Source organism: Azospirillum sp. Sh1 (assembly GCF_008365135.1).
GTDB classification, from domain to species: domain Bacteria; phylum Pseudomonadota; class Alphaproteobacteria; order Azospirillales; family Azospirillaceae; genus Azospirillum; species Azospirillum oryzae.
On record NZ_VTTK01000011.1, the window covers coordinates 155,587 to 174,830 of the forward strand.

18 protein-coding genes are annotated in these 19,244 nt (G+C 67.8%); 17 read left to right on the plus strand and 1 reads right to left on the minus strand.

Annotation, left to right across the window (positions count from 1 at the left end):
- Window positions 1-22: 22 nt before the first annotated feature.
- The 13 genes from FZ029_RS13905 to FZ029_RS13965 all read left to right on the plus strand — a co-directional run bounded on the left by FZ029_RS13905 (window position 23) and on the right by FZ029_RS13965 (window position 12,380).
- Window positions 23-649, plus strand: coding sequence for a HyaD/HybD family hydrogenase maturation endopeptidase (locus FZ029_RS13905; protein WP_149269756.1), 627 nt, complete (start codon window positions 23-25; stop codon window positions 647-649).
- A gap of 15 nt (window positions 650-664) precedes the next feature.
- Window positions 665-976, plus strand: a complete 312-nt coding sequence (locus tag FZ029_RS13910) for a HypC/HybG/HupF family hydrogenase formation chaperone (protein WP_149269757.1) — start codon at window positions 665-667, stop codon at window positions 974-976.
- Between the two features lie 5 nt (window positions 977-981).
- Window positions 982-1,425 carry a hydrogenase gene (locus FZ029_RS13915; protein WP_149269758.1) on the plus strand — a complete coding sequence of 148 codons (444 nt, stop codon included), beginning with the start codon at window positions 982-984 and terminating at the stop codon, window positions 1,423-1,425.
- Window positions 1,422-2,291, plus strand: a complete 870-nt coding sequence (locus FZ029_RS13920) for a hydrogenase expression/formation protein (protein ID WP_149269759.1) — start codon at window positions 1,422-1,424, stop codon at window positions 2,289-2,291. Before FZ029_RS13915 ends, FZ029_RS13920 begins: the two co-directional genes overlap by 4 nt.
- Window positions 2,288-3,124 carry a [NiFe]-hydrogenase assembly chaperone HybE gene (gene hybE, locus FZ029_RS13925; protein WP_149269760.1) on the plus strand — a complete coding sequence of 279 codons (837 nt, stop codon included), beginning with the start codon at window positions 2,288-2,290 and terminating at the stop codon, window positions 3,122-3,124. The genes FZ029_RS13920 and hybE overlap by 4 nt, the downstream gene beginning before the upstream one ends.
- A complete protein-coding gene (hypA, locus tag FZ029_RS13930; protein ID WP_149269761.1) occupies window positions 3,117-3,458 on the plus strand; it encodes a hydrogenase maturation nickel metallochaperone HypA in 342 nt (113 codons plus the stop codon). Before hybE ends, hypA begins: the two co-directional genes overlap by 8 nt.
- Before the next feature lie 31 nt (window positions 3,459-3,489).
- Complete coding sequence (locus tag FZ029_RS13935; protein WP_149269762.1) at window positions 3,490-4,977, plus strand: sigma-54 dependent transcriptional regulator; 1,488 nt, start codon at window positions 3,490-3,492, stop codon at window positions 4,975-4,977.
- Between the two features lie 53 nt (window positions 4,978-5,030).
- Window positions 5,031-5,579, plus strand: coding sequence for a HupE/UreJ family protein (locus tag FZ029_RS13940; RefSeq protein WP_149269763.1), 549 nt, complete (start codon window positions 5,031-5,033; stop codon window positions 5,577-5,579).
- A gap of 192 nt (window positions 5,580-5,771) precedes the next feature.
- On the plus strand, window positions 5,772-6,845 hold the full coding sequence (locus FZ029_RS13945; RefSeq protein WP_188051935.1) for a hydrogenase small subunit: 1,074 nt from the start codon (window positions 5,772-5,774) through the stop codon (window positions 6,843-6,845).
- A 2-nt stretch (window positions 6,846-6,847) separates the two neighbouring features.
- On the plus strand, window positions 6,848-8,662 hold the full coding sequence (locus tag FZ029_RS13950) for a nickel-dependent hydrogenase large subunit (protein ID WP_149269764.1): 1,815 nt from the start codon (window positions 6,848-6,850) through the stop codon (window positions 8,660-8,662).
- Window positions 8,663-8,686: 24 nt separating this feature from the next.
- Window positions 8,687-9,481, plus strand: coding sequence for a Ni/Fe-hydrogenase, b-type cytochrome subunit (cybH, locus tag FZ029_RS13955; protein WP_149269765.1), 795 nt, complete (start codon window positions 8,687-8,689; stop codon window positions 9,479-9,481).
- A 111-nt stretch (window positions 9,482-9,592) separates the two neighbouring features.
- Window positions 9,593-11,881, plus strand: coding sequence for an FkbM family methyltransferase (locus FZ029_RS13960; protein WP_149269766.1), 2,289 nt, complete (start codon window positions 9,593-9,595; stop codon window positions 11,879-11,881).
- A gap of 136 nt (window positions 11,882-12,017) precedes the next feature.
- Window positions 12,018-12,380, plus strand: a complete 363-nt coding sequence (locus FZ029_RS13965) for a hypothetical protein (protein ID WP_149269767.1) — start codon at window positions 12,018-12,020, stop codon at window positions 12,378-12,380.
- On the opposite strand, the gene hypF is transcribed toward FZ029_RS13965, so the two are convergent.
- A complete protein-coding gene (gene hypF / locus FZ029_RS13970) occupies window positions 12,350-14,590 on the minus strand; it encodes a carbamoyltransferase HypF (protein ID WP_149269768.1) in 2,241 nt (746 codons plus the stop codon). The two genes, FZ029_RS13965 and hypF, sit on opposite strands and share 31 nt — an antisense overlap.
- A gap of 545 nt (window positions 14,591-15,135) precedes the next feature.
- Here hypF and FZ029_RS13975 point away from each other — a divergent pair.
- The 4 genes from FZ029_RS13975 to FZ029_RS13990 all read left to right on the plus strand — a co-directional run bounded on the left by FZ029_RS13975 (window position 15,136) and on the right by FZ029_RS13990 (window position 19,132).
- Complete coding sequence (locus FZ029_RS13975) at window positions 15,136-16,194, plus strand: 3-oxoacyl-[acyl-carrier-protein] synthase III C-terminal domain-containing protein (RefSeq protein ID WP_149269769.1); 1,059 nt, start codon at window positions 15,136-15,138, stop codon at window positions 16,192-16,194.
- Window positions 16,195-16,196: 2 nt separating this feature from the next.
- Window positions 16,197-16,799 (plus strand): isoprenylcysteine carboxylmethyltransferase family protein, encoded by a 603-nt coding sequence (locus FZ029_RS13980; RefSeq protein WP_149269770.1) that lies wholly within the window; start codon window positions 16,197-16,199, stop codon window positions 16,797-16,799.
- Window positions 16,800-16,815: 16 nt separating this feature from the next.
- Window positions 16,816-17,841, plus strand: a complete 1,026-nt coding sequence (locus FZ029_RS13985) for an SDR family oxidoreductase (RefSeq protein WP_149269771.1) — start codon at window positions 16,816-16,818, stop codon at window positions 17,839-17,841.
- Between the two features lie 307 nt (window positions 17,842-18,148).
- Complete coding sequence (locus FZ029_RS13990) at window positions 18,149-19,132, plus strand: C4-dicarboxylate TRAP transporter substrate-binding protein (protein WP_149269772.1); 984 nt, start codon at window positions 18,149-18,151, stop codon at window positions 19,130-19,132.
- Window positions 19,133-19,244 lie beyond the last annotated feature (112 nt).

The window sequence follows — 19,244 nt, forward strand, 5'->3', positions numbered from 1 at the left end:
GCCTTTGGGGAGCGACCGGATAATGTCTGGCGATGGCCATATCCTGGTGTTGGGCATCGGCAACATCCTGTGGGCCGACGAGGGATTCGGTGTCCGCACGGTGGAGCGCTTGGCGGCCGATTGGCGTTTTCCCGACAACGTCACCCTGATGGATGGCGGGACCCAGGGCCTTTACCTGCTGCCGCATCTGGAAGCCGCCGATGCGTTGATCGTGGTCGACGCCATCGACTATGGCCTGCCGCCCGGCACCCGCCGGGTGTTCCATGGCGACGACGTGCCGGCCTTCCTCGGCGCCAAGAAGATGAGCCTGCACCAGACCGGCTTTCAGGAGGTGCTGGCGAGCGCCATGTTCCTCGGCCGCTGCCCGCAAAAACTGATCCTCGTCGGTGTCCAGCCGGAATGCCTGGAGGATTACGGCGGCGGCTTGACCGACACCGTCGCCGCGCAGGTCGCCCCCACCATCGACGTCATCCTGACTCTTCTGCGCGACGAGTTCGGCGTGGAAGGCACGCCCTTTGAGGCCGCCGCCGACATCGCCGCCCCGGCCATCGCCCGCGACGCCTACGAGGGTGGGCGGCCGAGCGCCGAGGATGCCTGCCGCATCGGCGACGCCCGCATTCTGGCGGCGCTGTCCGCCCCTGAGACCTGAGCGGAGCGCCCGGCCATGTGCATCGGCATTCCCCTGCGCCTGACCCATGTCGACGGCGTCGCTGGCCGGACGGAGGACGGGTCGGTCATCGACCTGTCGCTGGTCCCCGAAGCCGGTCCCGGCGACTGGGTGCTCGGTTTCCTGGGTGCGGCGCGCCGCCTGCTGGAACCGGAGGAGGCAGCCCGGATCCTCGACGCGCTGGTGGCGATGGCCGCGGCGCTGGACGGGGAACGGCTCGACAGCGCCTTCGCCGACCTGACCGACCGCGAACCGACCCTTCCCCCCCACCTGGAGGCGGCCCGCGCGGCCGGCCTGACGGAGGCCTGACGCCGATGACCAACCTTGCCCCGCCGCTCGCCAAGCCGCGGCTGCCCCTGCCGCCGCTGGTCGATCTGCTGACCGATGTCCATGGCTATCTGCGTCTCGACCATGCCGACGACCGGCCCTGGCTGGACGATTTGGGCAAGGATTGGCCGGTCAAGGAATGGGTGGTCTTCCTCCCCGGCCATGGCAAGGGCAATGCGGAGACCGCCGACGTTGCCGTCATCCTGCCGGAACTGGTCCGTGCCCTGCACCCGCGCCTGACCCCGGCGGTGGCCGGCGAAGCGGCGGAGCGTGCGCTCCTGGCCCTGACCGGCATGATGAGCCTGCCGGCGCTGGTCTTCCTGCGCGGCGACCGGCTGCTGGGCAGCATCCCGCGCGTTCGCGACTGGGACGATTATCTCCAGCGGATCGGCGAGATTCTGGAAGGCGCTTCGGAAGGCGGTGCGGCATGAGTTCCCTGTTCGGCATGACCCATCCGCCGGTCGGCTTCGGCCCCGGCAGCCAGCCCGACGCGACCGAGGAAGGTCTGGAATATCTGCCGATGCCGTCGGGCATGCGCGTCTATGAACCGCATCTGCCGGAGGTCGCCGATCCCGCCCGCGCCGCCGCCGCCCGCGCCGTGCTGACCCGCATCCACGAAGGGCTGGTCAACTGGACCGCCGGCGAGGAAATCCGCATTCCGGTCGATGACCTCGACGCCCCGGTGCTGGCCCTGGTCGACGAGGCGCTGGGCGAGGGCGAAGTCGCGGTCATGGTGCAGCGGGCCGGCGATCGGCTGGAGATTCAGGAGGCTTCCCTTGCCGGCGTCTGGCGCGTGCGTGGCTTCGGTGACGGGGCCGTGCGCGAAAGCCTGCTGATTGGCGCCTTCCCGCGGGTGGCGCTGAACCGCGCCTTCACCGCCGTGGCACCCGTGGTCAACGGGCCGGCGCCGGCCGGACTGATGAACGGCCAGCCGATCCTGACCGAACTGCTGGACCGCAGTGCCGCCTGGCGCCGCGGCGACGGCCCCCACGCGGTCAATTTCAGCCTGCTTCCCCACACGCCCGAGGATCTGGCCTTCGTCGAGCAGCGGCTGGGTGTGGGCGCCACCACCATCCTGTCGCGCGGCTACGGCAATTGCCGCGTCACCGCAACCGCGACGCCGAATGTCTGGTGGGTGCGCTATTACAACTCGGTCGACACGCTGATCCTCGATACGGTGGAAATCGTCGACGTGCCGGCGGTGGTCTGCGCCGCGGCGGAGGACATCGCCGACAGCGCCGAACGGCTGGCCGAAATCCTCGATGCGCTGGCGACCGACCTGGAGCGGGCGCGATGAGCGCCGCCGCCTCCCGCTTCGAGGGCTCCTATCTCGGCGACGCCACGCGCATCGGCGCCGCCACGCGGATGGAATGCAAGATCTGCTGGCATGTCTACGACCCGGCACAGGGCTGCGAGCACTGGCAGGTGCCCCCCGGCACGGGCTTTGCCGCCCTGCCCGACCATTGGCGCTGCCCGGTCTGTGACGGTGCCCGTGACCAGTTCATGACGCTGGACAGCGAGTTTGTGACAACCGAAGCGGCGGCGACGGCTGCGGTCCCGTTGGCGGATGCCGGCCCTGCCCTGCCGACCGAAACCATCGCCCGACTGGAAGCGGCGTTCCGCGAGGTCCACACCGCGCAGATGCGCGGCCTGCCAATCGTCAACGATGCACTGGCGGTGAAGGCCGTGGGCTTCCACCGCCGTGGCGAGCGCTGGCTCGGCGCGCTGGTGACGCCCTGGTTCCTGAACCTCGTCCTGCTGCCCGGTGAAGGCGACGAGTGGTCGGAACTGGTGCCGGGCGCGAAGGAGCTGATCGAGTTCCCGTCCGGCCGATACGAATTCGTCCATGCCAACCGCAAGGGCGTGGGCGCCTACAAGGCCTGCTCGCTGTTCTCGCCGATGTTCGAATTCGCCTCCATGCTCCAGGCGACCGAAACGGCCTCGGCGGCTCTGGTCTCCCTCTTCGATCCCTCCATCCGCGAAGACGGCGCCCAGACCGCCGAGATCCGGCGCCGGCGCGAGGAGGAACTCACCCCACCGCCCGATCCCGCACCGGTTCAGGCCGACCCGGCGCGTCCGTCGCGCCGGGCGCTGCTCGGCATGGGGTCCGCAGAGGCTGCTGATGCATGAAATGGCGCTCTGCGAAAGCCTGCTCCAGGCGATGGAGGAGGCCGGGCGGGCGAACGGCTTCAGCCGCGTGACCAGGGTCCGGCTGGAGATCGGCCGCTTCGCCGGGGTGGAGGTGGAGGCGCTGCGCTTCGGCTTCGACGTGGTGACGCGCGGGTCCCTGGCCGACGGGGCGGAACTGGAGGTGCTGGAGGTGCCGGGCCGCGGCTGGTGTTTCGACTGCAACGACACGGTGGATCTGGACGACCGGCTGTCACCCTGTCCACACTGCGGCGGCAGCCGGCTGCATCCGAATGGCGGTACCGAGATGACGATCAAGGATCTCGAGGTCGAATGAGGCGAGGTCGAATGAGAAAGGACCCGGCGCGATGACCGATCCCGCCCGCCCCGGCATCCTGGTGGTGGATGACGAGCCGCGCTCCGTCGAGGTCATCGCCCGCCTGCTGGACGAGGAGTTCGAGGTCTTCACCGCCCTGTCGGCGGAAGACGCCCTGCGCCTGCTGGAAACCGAATGGATCCAGGTGGTCTTCTCCGACCAGCGGATGCCGGAGGTCAGCGGCGTGGAATTCCTGACCCAGGTACGCGAACGTTGGCCCGACGTGGTGCGCATCGTCATCACCGGCTACATCGACCCCGAGGACATCATCGGCGCCATCAACACCGCCGGCATCCACCAGTTCATCACCAAGCCCTGGCACCCCGACCATCTGCTGCTGACCGCCCGCAACGCCGCGAAACTGTACCAGCTCCAGCGCGAGCATGACCGGCTGACCAGCGAGTTGAAGCTGCTGCCGCCGCTGGCCGAAACCCGGGTGGCGACCAAGCGGGACCGGGTGCGCCAGTCCTACCGCTTCGACGGCCTGATCCGTGCCGAGAGCAGCCCGGTCGAGGAGGTCTGCCGGCAGGCGGAGCGGGTGGCCGGATTCAACGTGCCCGTCCTGGTGCTGGGCGAGACCGGCACCGGCAAGGAGCTGCTGGCCCGCGCCATCCATTACGGCAGCCCGCGGTCCGACCAGCCCTTCTACTGCGAGAATTGCGGCGCCATCCCGGACGAACTGCTGGAAAGCGAACTGTTCGGCCACAAAAAGGGCGCCTTCACCGGTGCCCACACCAACCGTGTCGGCCTGCTGGAACAGGCGGACGGCGGCACCATCTTCCTCGACGAGATCGGCGACATCAGCCCGGCCTTCCAGGTCCGGCTGCTGCGGTTCCTGCAGGAGGGCGAGATCCGGCCGGTCGGGTCCAACGAGACGCGGCGGGTCGATGTCCGCGTCGTCGCCGCCACCCACCGCGACCTGACCGCCGAGGTGAAGGCCGGCCGCTTCCGCGAGGATCTCTATTACCGGCTCAGCACCATGACGCTGACCATGCCGCCCTTGCGCGACCGGCCGGACGATATCCCGGTGCTCGCCCGCCACATCCTGGACCGGCTGTCCGCCGCCCATGGCAAGCCTGTCGCCGGCTTCACCCCCGACACGCTGTCCTGCCTGGAGGGCTATGGCTGGCCCGGCAATGTGCGGGAGTTGCAGAACGAGATCATGCGCATGCTTGTGCTGTGCGAGGGCGACACGCTTGGGGCCGACCTGCTGTCCGACCACGTGCTGCGCGGTGCGGCGCTGAACGCCCGCCCGGCCTCGCCGGAGGACGGTCCGCTGCCGCCGCTCGACCTGATCGGCCAGGGCGGGCCGCTGAAGTCGCGGATCGAGCGGGTGGAGGCCGGCATCCTGATGGAAACACTGGTCCGCTGCCGTTGGAACAAGAGCAAGGCCGCCGACGAGCTTGGCCTGTCGCGCATGGGCCTGCGCGCCAAGCTGGAGCGCTACGGCATCGAGCGCGGCCCGGCGCAGCGGCATTGATGCCGCGTATTCCCATTCACTAAAACCACAAGAACCCCGAGGAGCCGTTCGATATGTCGAAGATCACTCGCCTTGCCGCCGTCTCTGCGGCCATCGCGCTTGCCGCCACCCCTGCCCTTGCCCATCCCGGCCATCTCGCCGGGGCCGGCTTCCTCGACGGCGCCGCACATCCGCTGGGCGGGCTCGACCACCTGATCGCCATGGTCACCGTCGGCGTCTATGGCGCCACCATCGGCGGGCGTGCCGTGCTGGCGGTGCCGGGAGCGTTCCTGGCCGCCATGCTGGCCGGCGGGCTGTTCGCGCTGACCGGTGGCGAGCTGCCGCTGGTCGAGCCGACGATCTATGCCTCCACCGTGGTGCTGGCCCTGCTTTGCATGATGCCGATGTCACGCAACGGCCTGGTCGGTGTGGTCTTCGCCGCCTTCTTCGGCCTGTTCCACGGCTTCGCCCATGGGGCGGAGATGCCGGCCGATGCCGCGGCGCTGGGCTATGCCGCCGGCTTCCTCGCCAGCACCGCCGGGCTGCATGCGGCCGGCGTGGCGATTGGCTACGCGATCCACCGCCTGATCGGCCGGCCGGAAGAGGACGGCCGGACGGCCTGACCCCACCGGCAACTCACCTTCCACCCCGGCCGTCGTTTCGGCCGGGGAGTTGCCAGCGGTCGAGGCCCCGGCCCCTTTGTGACCGTTGGTTTGCCCAATGTTCGTACTACGGCACGATTGTTGCCTATGGCCCGCGGAGAAGCGCACCGGATCCTCGCACGCCGGTGCCGCCCGACGGGAGAAAACAAACCGATGGCAACGCTGGAAACCTTCTACGAGGTGATGCGGCGGCAGGGGATCACACGCCGTTCGTTCCTGAAATACTGCTCGCTGACCGCAGCGGCGCTCGGCCTCGGGCCGGAACTGGTGCCGCAGATCGTCCACGCCATGGAAACCAAGCCGCGCACGCCGGTGCTGTGGCTGCACGGGCTGGAATGCACCTGCTGCTCCGAATCCTTCATCCGCTCGGCGCACCCGCTGGTGAAGGACGTGGTGCTGTCGATGATCTCGCTGGACTACGACGACACGCTGATGGCGTCGGCCGGCCACCATGCCGAGGCGATCCTCGACGAGGTGATGGAGAAGTACAAGGGCAACTACATCCTGGCGGTTGAGGGCAATCCGCCGCTAAACCAGGACGGCATGTCCTGCATCATCGGCGGCAAGCCCTTCACCGACCAGCTGCGCAAGGTCGCCAAGGATGCCAAGGCGATCATCTCCTGGGGCTCCTGCGCCTCCTTCGGCTGCGTCCAGGCGGCGCGTCCGAACCCGACCCGCGCCACCCCGGTGCATGAGGTCATCACCGACAAGCCGATCATCAAGGTCCCCGGCTGCCCGCCGATCGCCGAGGTGATGACCGGCGTCATCACCTACATGCTGACCTTCGACCGCATTCCGGAACTGGACCGCCAGGGCCGGCCGAAGATGTTCTACAGCCAGCGCATCCACGACAAATGCTATCGCCGGCCGCATTTCGACGCCGGCCAGTTCGTCGAATCCTTCGACGACGAGGGCGCGCGCAAGGGCTATTGCCTCTACAAGGTCGGCTGCAAGGGTCCGACCACCTACAACGCCTGCTCCACCGTCCGCTGGAACGAGGGCACCAGCTTCCCCATCCAGTCCGGCCACGGTTGCATCGGCTGCTCGGAGGACGGCTTCTGGGACAAGGGGTCCTGGTACGCCCGCCAGTCCGACATCCTCCAGTTCGGGATCGAGGCCAACGCCGACGAGATCGGCACCACCGCCGCCGTCGGCGTCGGCAGCATCATCGCCGCCCACGCGGCCGTCAGCGCCCTGAAGCGCGCACAGCACAAGGGAGACGTCTGACCATGGGCATCGTCCAGACCCCGAACGGGTTCTCGCTCGACAATGGCGGCAAGCGCATCGTCGTCGATCCGGTCACCCGCATCGAAGGCCACATGCGCTGCGAGGTGAACGTCGACAGCGACAACATCATCCGCAACGCGGTGTCGACCGGCACGATGTGGCGTGGCCTCGAAGTCATCCTGAAGGGCCGTGACCCGCGCGACGCCTGGGCCTTCGTCGAGCGCATCTGCGGTGTCTGCACCGGCTGCCACGCGCTGACCTCGGTCCGCGCGGTGGAGGATGCGCTGCAGATCCGCATCCCGAAGAACGCCCATTTGATCCGCGAGATCATGGCGAAGACGCTGCAGGTCCATGACCACATCGTCCATTTCTATCACCTGCACGCGCTGGACTGGGTCAATCCGGTCAACGCGCTGAAGGCCGATCCGCAGGCGACCTCGGCTCTCCAGCAGGCGGTGTCGCCGCGCCATGCTAAGTCCAGCCCCGGCTATTTCCGCGATGTCCAGACCCGCCTGAAGAAGTTCGTGGAGAGCGGCCAACTCGGCATCTTCAAGAACGGCTACTGGGACAACCCGGCCTACAAGCTGTCGCCGGAAGCCGACCTGATGGCGGTGACCCATTACCTGGAGGCGCTGGATCTCCAGAAGGACATCGTCAAGATCCACACCATCCTGGGCGGCAAGAACCCGCACCCGAACTACATGGTCGGCGGCGTTCCCTGCGCCATCAACATGGAGGGCACCGGGTCGTCGGGCGCGCCGCTGAACATGGAGCGGCTGAACTTCATCCGCGCCCGCATCCAGGAAGCCACTGCCTTCGTCGAGAACGTCTATCTGCCGGACGTGCTCGCCATCGCCAGCTTCTACAAGGACTGGCTCTATGGCGGCGGGCTGTCGGCGACCAACGTCATGGACTACGGCGATTACGAGAAGGTGCCGTACGACCATTCGACCTGCCAGCTGCCGGGCGGCGTCATCCTGAACGGCAACTGGAACGAGGTCCACCCCATCGACCCGCGCGATCCGGCGCAGGTGCAGGAGTTCGTCGCACACAGCTGGTACCATTACGAGGACGAGAGCAAGGGCCTGCACCCGTGGGACGGCGTGACCCAGGCCAAGTTCGAACTGGGCGCCAACACCAAGGGCACCCGCACCGACATCAAGGAGCTTGACGAGGCCGCCAAGTACTCCTGGATCAAGGCGCCGCGCTGGCGCGGCCATGCGGTGGAGGTCGGTCCCCTGCCCCGCTACATCCTGGCCTATGCCCAGGGCGTCGGCTATGTGAAGGACCAGATCACCGAATCTCTCGGCGCCTTCAACAAGCTGGCCGGCACCAGCTTCACGCCGCAGCAGGCGCTGCCGACCACCATCGGCCGCACGCTGGCCCGCGCGCTGGAATGCCAATACTGCTGCACCATGATGATGGACGACTGGAACGCCCTGATCGCCAACATCAAGGCCGGCGACACCGCCACCGCCAATGTGGAGAAGTGGGACCCGAAGACCTGGCCGAAGGAGGCCAAGGGCGTCGGCACCGTCGCCGCCCCGCGCGGCGGGCTCGGCCACTGGATCAAGATCAAGGACGGCAAGATCGACAACTACCAGTGCGTCGTGCCGACGACCTGGAACGGCAGCCCGCGCGATCCCAAGGGCAACATCGGCGCCTTCGAGGCCTCGCTGCTGAACACGCCGATGGCCCGCCCGGACGAGCCGGTGGAGATCCTGCGCACCCTGCACAGCTTCGACCCGTGCCTTGCCTGCTCCACCCATGTGATGGCGCCGGACGGCGCCGAACTGGCCCGCGTCACCGTGCGCTGACCGGCAACCGAGGAGGATTACGTCATGGCTCCTCTCGACGATGCGAAGCCGGTCGCGACACCGGATGAGGAAGGGACGGCCGCTCCGGCGGCCGGCCGCTTCCTGAAGGCGATCTATGTGTACGAGGTGCCGGTGCGCGTCTGGCACTGGGTCAACGCGCTGGCGATCATGGTGTTGTCGGTCACCGGCTACCTGATCGCCAATCCGCTGCCGACCATGCCGGGCGAGGCCAGCGCCAATTTCCTGATGGGCTACATCCGCTTCGTCCATTTCGCGGCGGCCTACATCTTCGCCGTCGGCTTCATCGGCCGGCTCTATTGGGCCTTCGCCGGCAACCACCATGCCCGGCAACTGTTCCGCTTCCCCTTCTGGGACCGCCATTGGTGGGGGGAGCTGTTCCTGGAAGCCCGTTGGTACCTGTTCCTGGAGCGCAAGCCCAAGCTGTATGTCGGCCACAACCCGCTGGCGCAGTTCGCCATGTTCTGGGCGATCGCCGTCGGCAGCGTCTTCATGATCGTCACCGGCTTCGCGCTCTACAGCGAGGGTGCCGGCCAGGGCAGCTGGCAGGACCGGCTGTTCGGCTGGGTCATTCCGCTGTTCGGCCAGAGCATGGACGTCCACACCTGGCACCATATGGGCATGTGGGCGATCCTGCTGTTCGTGATCGTCCACGTCTATGCCGCGGTGCGCGAGGACATCATGTCCCGCCAGTCGATCATCTCCACCATGATCAGCGGCGTCCGCACCTTCAAGGACGCGGAAGCCCCGGCCGATGAGGAGCATGAGCGGCCGGTGAAGAAAACCGCGCGCGCGGGATGAGGTTGCGTTGCCGCCGATCGGCCGCGTGGCGAAAGAAATTGAGCCACTCTTGCGTTGATACCCTGGCAGCGCGTATCGATTGACGATCGATCACGCCGCCGGGGACCGGACATGGGTTTCGCCAAAGAACTCTACACCCGTGAATATTTCACCGGGCGCGACGCCAAGGGAAACAAGCTCCATTATGGCGCGATCGGGATGGAGGAATGGGAGGTCGGCGGCATCTCCCCCATCCACCGCAAGTTGATCGATCAGTTCCCGCTCACCGATGCCCATGTGCTGGAAATCGGCTACGGGCGTGCCGAAAGCGCCCGTTACCTGCTGTCCACCGGAAAGGCCGCCCGTTATGTCGGCGTGGATTTCTCAGAAGCCGCCCATGCGCTGGCCGGGGAGACGCTGAAGGAAATCCCCGCGGATCGCTGGCAGGTCCACTGCGACGATGCCCTGCAGTTCATCACGTCCAAAGGCTTCCGGAACGCTTTCGACGCGATCCTGATGCTGGACGTGATCGAGCATATTCCCAAATCGGAGGTGCGGTCCCTTCTTCCCCACCTCTTTGCTGCGTTGCGTCCCGGCGGCTACCTGATCGTCAACACTCCATTTTACGCGGTGGACGAGGATTATATCGCGCAGAATTTCGAATACATCATGCCGTCGGCCACCGATCTCTTCCCCGAGACGCGCGGCATGCACTGCAACAAATACACCGAACAACGCTTGCATCAGGAATTGGCCGCAGCCGGATTCTTCCGCATCGGCCCGGCCCTGTTCCGGCGTGCGCCCGAATTGGCGGAAAGCGCCAAATGCGCCGTGGTGATCCCGGTCGGTCCCGGACATCAGGCACATTACCAGCAGGCGATCAATTCCGTGATGGCCGCCGCGCAACACGATCCCGGCCCCTTCACCGACTTCGATTGCGTCGTGATCGACGATACCGCAGGCATCAAGGGCAGGTCCGCCGCCCGCAATGAAGGTGTGCGCGAGGCGGCCGCCCGTGGAGCCGACTGGCTGTTCTTCCTGGATGCGGACGACCTGATGATGCCGCAGGCGTTCCAGCAGATGGCTCCGCACATGGACCGGGCCGACGCCGTGTGGGGTCTGATCCTGGAAAGCGTGGATGGCGGGCTTGGCCAGGAGACGGTTTCCGGCCGGATTCGTCTTCCGCAATTGCCGCGGATCGAAACGGTGAGCGATCTTCTGCTCCATGACCCCTACGTCACTTTGCAGATGGGACACTTCGTCCGCACCTCGGTCGCTCTGGCAACTCCGTTCGACGAATCGCTCGATGTGGGGGAGGATTTCGAATACTACCTGCGTGTCTGGAACAGTGCCCGGTGCGCGAAGATAACCGCACCGCTGTTCCTGAACCGCAGGGGAATGCATTCCTCCGGGCCGCGCTCCGGCAATGGCGCCGATTGGCGGGAGTCGGTCGGCCGGGTTCTGGAGAAGGCGCGGCAGGCAAACGGCCTCGATCGCGACGGCTCTGCCGCGATCGAGGCCCGCAATGCGGCTACGGCGGACACCCGCATCTGGCAGCGTGGCTTCGGCGCAGTAGAACCCGGGAGCCACTATTCCATCAGCCGACAGTTCCCCTATCACGGATTCCTGGAAATCGAGCCGACCATCGGCGAACCGATCGTTTTGTTTGACGACAACGACGACCTTGTCTGCATGAGCCTGGGCTGGCGTGGTCGCTATCAGCCTGCGTCCCTGCGGCTCTGGCAGGCTCTGGCCACGCAAGGGCATGTCATCTTCGATGTCGGCGCCTACACCGGCATCTACACGCTGATGGCGGCGCGGGCCAACCCGGAGGCGCGCATCGTCGCGGTGGAGCCGGTCTCGGCAAATCTGGCGCGGTTGAAGAAGAACCTGGACGCCAACGGCTGCGACGACCGCGCTTTGGCGGTGCAGGCCGTGGTCCTGGACCAACCGGGCGAGGCGATGGTGTCGCGGGACGCCCCCCACGATATCCTCACCCCCGGAACCCTCATCGTCCGGGCCGCTTCAGGAGAAAGCAACTCCACCGAAGTGGTTCAGGGCGTTACCGGGGTCGAACTGCTGGCACTGCTCGGCGAGACGACCGTGGATCTCGTGAGGATCGACCTGAAGGGTGCCGAGGCGCCGACACTCGCCAGCATGGCCGGAATTCTGGGGCGCAGCGGCCCCGACCTGCTGATCGCCTGCCCGAACGAGGAGTCATCCGCCGAGATCGATGCGATTCTGCGACCACTCGGCTACCGGTTCTACACCGTTGACGACGAGGCCTTTCGGGTGGAAGAGATCGGGCGGTTCGTGGCTCCCGGCGGTGAGAACTCGCTCAACTGTTGGGCGACACGACGCGATCGCGCCGCGGTTGAAGACCTCGTGCGGACCGCTTTGCTGAGCGTCGCCCAAAGCTGACCGGTGGGTAGAGTCTTGCGCTGTACCCCTTGCAAACCTTGATTTGTTCCGTATGCGTTCCCATATCCAGGGGGTTCCGAAACAACGGAGTCTCCCAGATCGGCGCCACCCAATGCGGGTGCGCCAGGAGGACGTCATGCCTTATCTTCCGACCATAGACTTGACCCCGCAGGTGAAAATGCTGCTGGCCCGCGGGGCGTTGACGCTGAACCCCGGCCAGTGGGTGCGGGGGGAGAAGGGGCGCGGCCGGTTCCTGCGCACCGATCCCCGCACCGGCACCACCTATGTCAGCTGGCTGCAACCGGGCGACGATTGGGAAACCGCATCGCAGCGGTTCCACCGCGCCTGCCGCAAAGGCTATATCGGCAAGTATCGCGGGCTGTACGCGTTCGACAAGGTGAACCGCATCGCCGAAATTCCGCCCCGGCGCAAGACGGTCCGGGCACCGGTCCAGATGCCGCTGTTCCCCTACAAGGCGAAGGACGCCGTCCACGCCTGACCGAGGCTGAGCCCGCCGTCATTGGCGGGAGCCAGCCGCGGCAGCAGCGCCTCCACCCCGGCCGCGCGGAATCCGGCGACCAGCGCCTCCGCAAGCACCGCGTTCATCAGGCAGCCACCGGACAACACCACCCGGCGGAAACCGTGGGAACGCAGTACCGGCAGCGTCCAATCCACCAGCGCGGCGGCCAGAGTGCCGTGGAACAGATCCGCCCCCTCCGTCGCGTCGGCAACGAACAGCAGGCGCTCCAGCAGGGGCGTCAGGTCAAGCTCGCCGTTCTCGATCCGCCAGGCGCCCTCCGCCACCCGTGGCCGGCGCACCAGCGATTCCAGCGCCATCGGCGCCTCTCCCTCGAAGCCCGCCACGGCGCGGACGCCCAGCAGCCCGCAGGCGGCGTCGAACCAGCGCCCGCAGGAACTGGTGAGCGGCGCGTTGATGCCGCGCTCGATCATCCGCCGCACGCCCTCGGCCGGTCCGTGGCCGGCGAAGCGGCGGACGATCTCGTCGGCGCGGCCCATCCGCACCAGGGCGGATGCCGCCATCCGCCAGGGCTGGCGGGCGGCGACGTCGCCGCCGGGCTGGGCGAGCGGAGCGAGGCTGCCGAGCCGCTCGGCCCGCAGCCCGTCGACCAGCAGCATCTCGCCCCCCCAGGACCCGCCGCCCTCCCCCAGCCCGAAACCGTCGAGCGCAAGGCCCAGCGCCGGCCCGTCGATGCGGTGTTCGGCCATGACGGCGGCGACATGGGCATGGTGGTGCTGGACCGCGATGGCGGGCAGGCCGCTCATCTCGGCGAAGCGGGTGGACTGGAAGTCCGGGTGCTTGTCATGGGCGACCGCCACCGGCTCCACGCCCAGGATGTGCAGCAGATGGGCGACCGTCTCCGCCAGAAAGCCCAGCGTCGCGGCATTGTCGAGGTCGCCGATGTGCTGGGACAGGAAGGCCTCGTCGCCGCGGGTGACGCAGACCGTCGCCTTCAGGTGCCCGCCGACCGCCAGGATCGGCGGCACGGGGCGGGCCAGCCGGATCGGCTCAGGCACATGGCCGCGGCCCCGGCGCAGGAAGGCGGGCGCGCCGGCCAGCTTGCGCACCACGCTGTCGTCGGCGCGGACGACGATGTCGCGGTCGTGATCGACGATCAGATCGGCGATGCCGTCCAGCCTCTCCCGCGCCTCGCCGTTGCCGATGGCCAGCGGCTCGCCGCCGGGATTGGCGGAGGTCATCACCAGCGTCAGGTCCTGCGGCCCGCCCAGCCAGCCGGTGCCGTTCGGTCGCCCGGCCGCCTCGTGGAACAGCAGGTAATGCAGCGGCGTGTAGGGCAGCATCACGCCCAGCCACGCCAGATCCGGGGCGATGTCGGGTGCCAGTTCCGGTGCGTCCTCCCGCCGCCGCAGCAGGACGATGGCGCGCGCCACGCCCTCCAGCAATTGGCGTTCGTCGGCATCCATCCGGACATGGCGGGCGGCGGACTCCGCATTGGCGACAATCAGCGCAAAGGGCTTGCCGTTGCGCTGCTTGACCCGCCGCAGCCGCTCCACCGCATCCGCCCGCGTGGCGTCGCAGGCAAGATGGAAACCGCCCAGCCCCTTGATGGCAACGATCCTGCCGGCCTGCAGGGCGGCCAGGATATCCTCCGGTGGGTGCGACAGCTGGGGACCGCAGATCGGGCAAGCGGTCGGCTGGGCATGGAAGCGGCGGTCGGCCGGATCCCGGTACTCCGCCAAGCAGTCCGGGCAGAGCGTGAAGCCGGCCATCGCCGTCTGCGGCCGATCATAGGGAAGCCGCCGGGTGATGGTATAGCGCGGGCCGCAATGGGTGCAATTCAGGAAGGCATAGCGATGGCGGCGGTCGGACGGGTCGAACAGCTCGACCAAGCAGGACGGACAGACCGCGGCGTCCGGCCCGATGCCGGTGGCGACGGCGCCCGCCGACTCGCTGTGGTGGATAGCGAAGGAGTCCTCGCCGGGAAGCGGGGCGATGGCTTCGTACTCCACGGCGTCGATGCGGGCCAGCGGTGGCGGCTCCGCCGTCAGGGCGGCGAGCAGATCGGCGGCGGCGATGCCCTGCACCTCGATCAGTACGCCCTGCTGGTCGTTCAGAACCCAGCCGGTCAGGCCGAAACGCCGGGCGAGCGCATGGACATGCGGGCGGAATCCCACCCCCTGCACCCGTCCGCGCACCCGAATGCGCAACCGGCACTCAACACCAGTCATCGGCTTTCCCAATAGGCCTTCGGCTGCGCCGAACACCCTCATCCTAACCTTCTCCCCGTCTTTCGGCGAAACATGGATTCGCCGAAAGGCGGGGAGAAGGGATCTCGCAACGATCCCGACAGTCACCGGTTGACTGGGGGACATGCGGAACCGAAACGGAGACGCCGTCATGAGCGCAAGCAAGCACGATAAGACCGACGAGCCCACCGACGCCGACCTGAAGAACAACCCGCAGATTTCTGCCTGATCCCTCCAGCGTCGCCGCTTTCGACGGCATGGAGATCCATGACAAGCCGGGCGCGGACGAACGGGCGACGGCACACTGACGGACTTTTACCGGCGGCCTTTTACCAGGGGTTGCCTGTCGGCTGACGTCATTCTTGTCAAAGTGCGCTCGCGCGCCCGAAAGTCGATAGTCTTTTGAGCAGGCGGGCAACGGCGCAATAGCCTCACCATATTCCTGTTCTCTGATATGGCGGGATCGCTGCCCCGCCCGTGGTTTTACCTGACGGCATTTTAATTGGCGGCAGCATGCAGGAGGCAGAATGTCACCCGATCCGCGGCTGTTGTCGGTCGCCACGGCGTTACCGCCCAATCGCTTCGAACAGGCGGAGACTCTGACGGTCGCCCGGTCGGTGTTCGCCCATCGCCTGCGCGATTTCGACAGGCTGGCCCCCGTCTTCGCCAACACCGGCATCCGCACCCGCCATGCCGCCTGCCCGCTGGACTGGTATCTGGAGCCGCATGGCTGGGCCGAACGCGCCGCCATGTTCGAACGGGTGGCGCTGAACCTGCTGGAAGAGGCGGCGGCCAAGGCGCTGTCCGCTGCCGGCCTGCGCCCCGCCGATGTCGACGCCATCGTCTGCGCCACCACAACCGGCATCGCCACCCCCAGCCTGGAGGCGCTGCTGCTCGACCGGATGGGCTTCCGGCCCGACACGGTGCGGCTGCCGGTCTTCGGGCTGGGCTGCGCCGGCGGTGCGCTGGGGCTGGCGCGGGCCGGCATGATGGCGCGTGCCATGCCCGGCCGAACCGTGCTGTTCCTGGTGGTGGAGCTGTGCACCCTGTCCCACCGGCCGGAAGAGGCCACCGCCACCAATGTCGTCGCCAGCGCGCTGTTTGCCGACGGTGCCGCCGCCGCCCTTCTGCGGACCTCCGGGGCCGATGACGACACCCCCGGTCCGCGCTTCGTCGACAGTGCCGAGCATACCTGGCCCGGCACGCGGCGGATCATGGGCTGGCGCATCGAGGACGAGGGCTTCGGCGTCGTCTTCAGTCAGGACATTCCCCGCCTGATCCGCGAAAGGCTACCCCCGGTGATCGACGGCTTCCTGACCGGCCGCGGCATGTCCCGCGCCGATCTGGCCGGGGTGATCTGCCACACCGGCGGCGCCAAGGTCCTGCAGGCGCTGACCGAGGTGCTTGACCCCGCCATCGCCGGCATGGACGATTCCTGGGCGGTGCTGGGCGACTGCGGCAACATGTCGGCCGCCAGCGTGATGTTCGTTCTGGACCGGCGGATGCGCAGCGGGGCGACCGGACCGCACCTGATGCTGGCGCTCGGCCCCGGCTTCACCGCCGGTCTCACCCTGCTGGATCTGTGACGATGGACTCCATCGGCTGGCCGCAGATCATCCTGCTGGCGGTGGCGGCGCAACGGCTGCTGGAACTGGTGATCGCCCGCCACAATACCGCACGCCTGCTGGCCGACGGCGCGCGGGAGGTCGGGGCGGCGCATTACCCGCTGTTCGTCGCGCTGCATGCCGGCTGGCTGCTGGCGTTGTTCGTCATGGTTCCGGCAGACGCGCCGGTGCACGGCTGGCTGCTGGCGCTGTTCCTTCTGCTCCAGGCCGGGCGGGTCTGGGTGATCGCCACGCTCGGCCGTTTCTGGACGACGCGGATCATCACGCTGGACGACGCACCATTGGTCCGCCGCGGCCCCTTCCGCTGGGTCCGGCATCCCAACTACCTCGTGGTGGCGGGAGAGCTTGCGGTTCTGCCGCTGGTTTTCGGCGAGGTCTGGATCGCCATCGCCGCCACGCTGCTGAACATTCCGCTGACCCTGCACCGCATCCGGGTGGAAGAGCGGGCGCTGAGCGGACGGGACGGAACCGGGGGCGGCGCCGCGAGTTGGACAGGATGGAGCGGCAGACATCCAACCCCCCGGCCACCCCCCGGCCAACCCCCGACCGCTTCTGAGGCGCAATAAGAACAGGACCCTCGCCATGTACCCGACCAACGGCCTCCCCAATTCCCCTGTCGTCTGCATCACCGGCGCATCCGCCGGGGTAGGCCGCGCCACCGCGCTGGCCTTCGCCGCCTACCGCAAGGCATCCATCGGCCTGATCGCCCGCTCGGCCGATGCACTGGCGGAGGTGAAGGCGGAGGTCGAACGGCTGGGCGGCCGGGCGCTGGTCCTGCCGCTGGACGTCGCCGATCCGGACGCGCTGGATGCCGCCGCCGACCGGGTGGAGGAGGCTTTCGGACCGATCGACGCCTGGATCAACGTGGCGATGGTGACCGTTTTCGGCCCGGTCCATGCCGTGACGCCGAAGGAACTGAAGCGGGTGACCGAGGTGACCTATCTCGGCTCCGCCTACGGCATCCAGACGGCGTTGCGCCGGATGCGGCCGCGCAATGCCGGCACGATCGTGCAGGTCGGCTCGGCGCTGGCCTACCGGTCGATTCCGCTGCAGTCGGCCTATTGCGCGGCCAAGCATGCGATCACCGGCTTCATCGACAGCCTGCATTCCGAACTGATCCACGAGGACAGCGGCGTCAGGCTGACCACCGTGCATCTGCCGGCGGTCAACACACCGCAGTTCGACTGGGCGCGCAGCCACATGCCCCGCCGGGCACGGCCGATGGGCACCATCTTCCAGCCGGAGGACATCGCCCGCGCCATCCTGCATGCCGCCGAAAATCCCCGCCGCGAGTATTGGCTGGGTTGGTCGGCGATGCAGGCGATCCTGGGCAATTCCCTGGCGCCGGCCTTCGCCGACCGCTACCTCGCCAACAACGCGGTGGACGGCCAGATGACGGAGGAGCGCGAGACGCCCGGCCGGCCCGACAACCTGTTCCATCCCGTCGAGGGACTGCACCGCACCCGTGGGCGCTTCGGCCTGCCGCACAACAGCTTGCGGCTGGAGGCACCAAGCGCCGCCGCTCGCGGCGTCGCGGTGGCGGCCGGATTTCTCCTGGCGGGCGGCCTGGGCTTCGCCATGAGCCGGATGACCCCGCGCCTGCGCTAGGCGGCGGACGAGCGATACGGCCAGGGCCGGCTTCCGCGATCCGCGGGCCGGCCCATTTCACACGGAAACAGTTCGGCAGCAACATTGGTGGAATACGAACATTCCGCCCGAAACGCTATTGCCAACCGAAACCATACATACTACCATACCAGTGAATGAACAAACTGGTCATCGGCCATCCCCATCCCTGCTGGACCGCCCCTTGACCCAGGGCGTTCGCCGGTGTCCCGGCGGCGGGCCGAACACGCACCAGTCGAATGCCGGCCGACCGTCGCCGGCGGTCCATATAGCTGGGAGGAAAAAAAGCATGTCTGTCATGGCGAACGCCGTGCGTACGGCGCTGTTCGGCGCGGTGGTGTCCCTGGTTTCATTCGGTGCCTCGGCGGCCGACTACACGCTCAGCGTCAACACGGCGCTGTCGCAGCAGGATCCGCTCTACAAGGGCCTGGAAGAGTTCAAGGCCAATGTGGAGAAGCGGTCGGCCGGCAAGATGGCCGTCCGCCTGTTCCCCGCCTCGCAGCTGGGCAAGGACGAGGATCTGCTGGAACAGGCCCGCGCCGGCGCTCCCGTCGCGGTGGTGGTGGACGGCGGCCGGCTCGCCGTGTTCGTCAAGGAGTTCGGCGTGCTGGGCGCCCCCTACGTCGCCCAGGGCTATGGCGGCATCCGCAAGGTCGTAATCTCCCCGATGTTCGAGGAGTGGGTGCAGAAGCTGCGCAAGGCATCCGGCCATCAGGTGCTGTCCTTCAACTGGTGGCAGGGCGAACGCCACATGCTGACCAACAAGCCGGTGAAGGTGCCGGCCGACCTGAACGGTGTCCGCGTCCGCACACCGGGCGCGCCGGTGTGGATGGAGACCATCCGCGCCATGGGCGCCACCCCGACGCCGCTGCCCTGGTCGGAGGTCTACACCGCCATGCAGCAGCAGGTGATCGACGGCGCCGAGGCGCAGGACCCCGCCATCTACGGCTCGCGCCTGTACGAGGTGGCGAAGTACCTGACCAAGACCGGCCATATCAACCTGATCACCGGCATCGTTACCAGCGCCGCCTGGTTCGACAGCCTGCCGAAGGACATGCAGACGCTCCTGCGCGAGGAGTCGCTGAAGGCCGGCGACAGTGCATCCAAGGCGACCGAGGCGTCGCTGGCGGATTTCGAAAAGCAGATGACGGAGAAGGGCATGCAGGTCGTCGACATCGATGTCACGCCCTTCCGCGAGGCCACAGCGCCCGTCTATGAAAAGCTCGGCTATGGCGAACTGCACAAGCAGGTCGACGCGCTGCTGAAGCAGTGACCGGCCGGTCTTTCCCGTCGTGACCGGGGCGGGGCCGCCTTTGCCGGGCCGCCCCGCTCCCCTCCCGCAACCGACGCCCGCACCCTACGCCCACGGCCATCCGCACCACCGG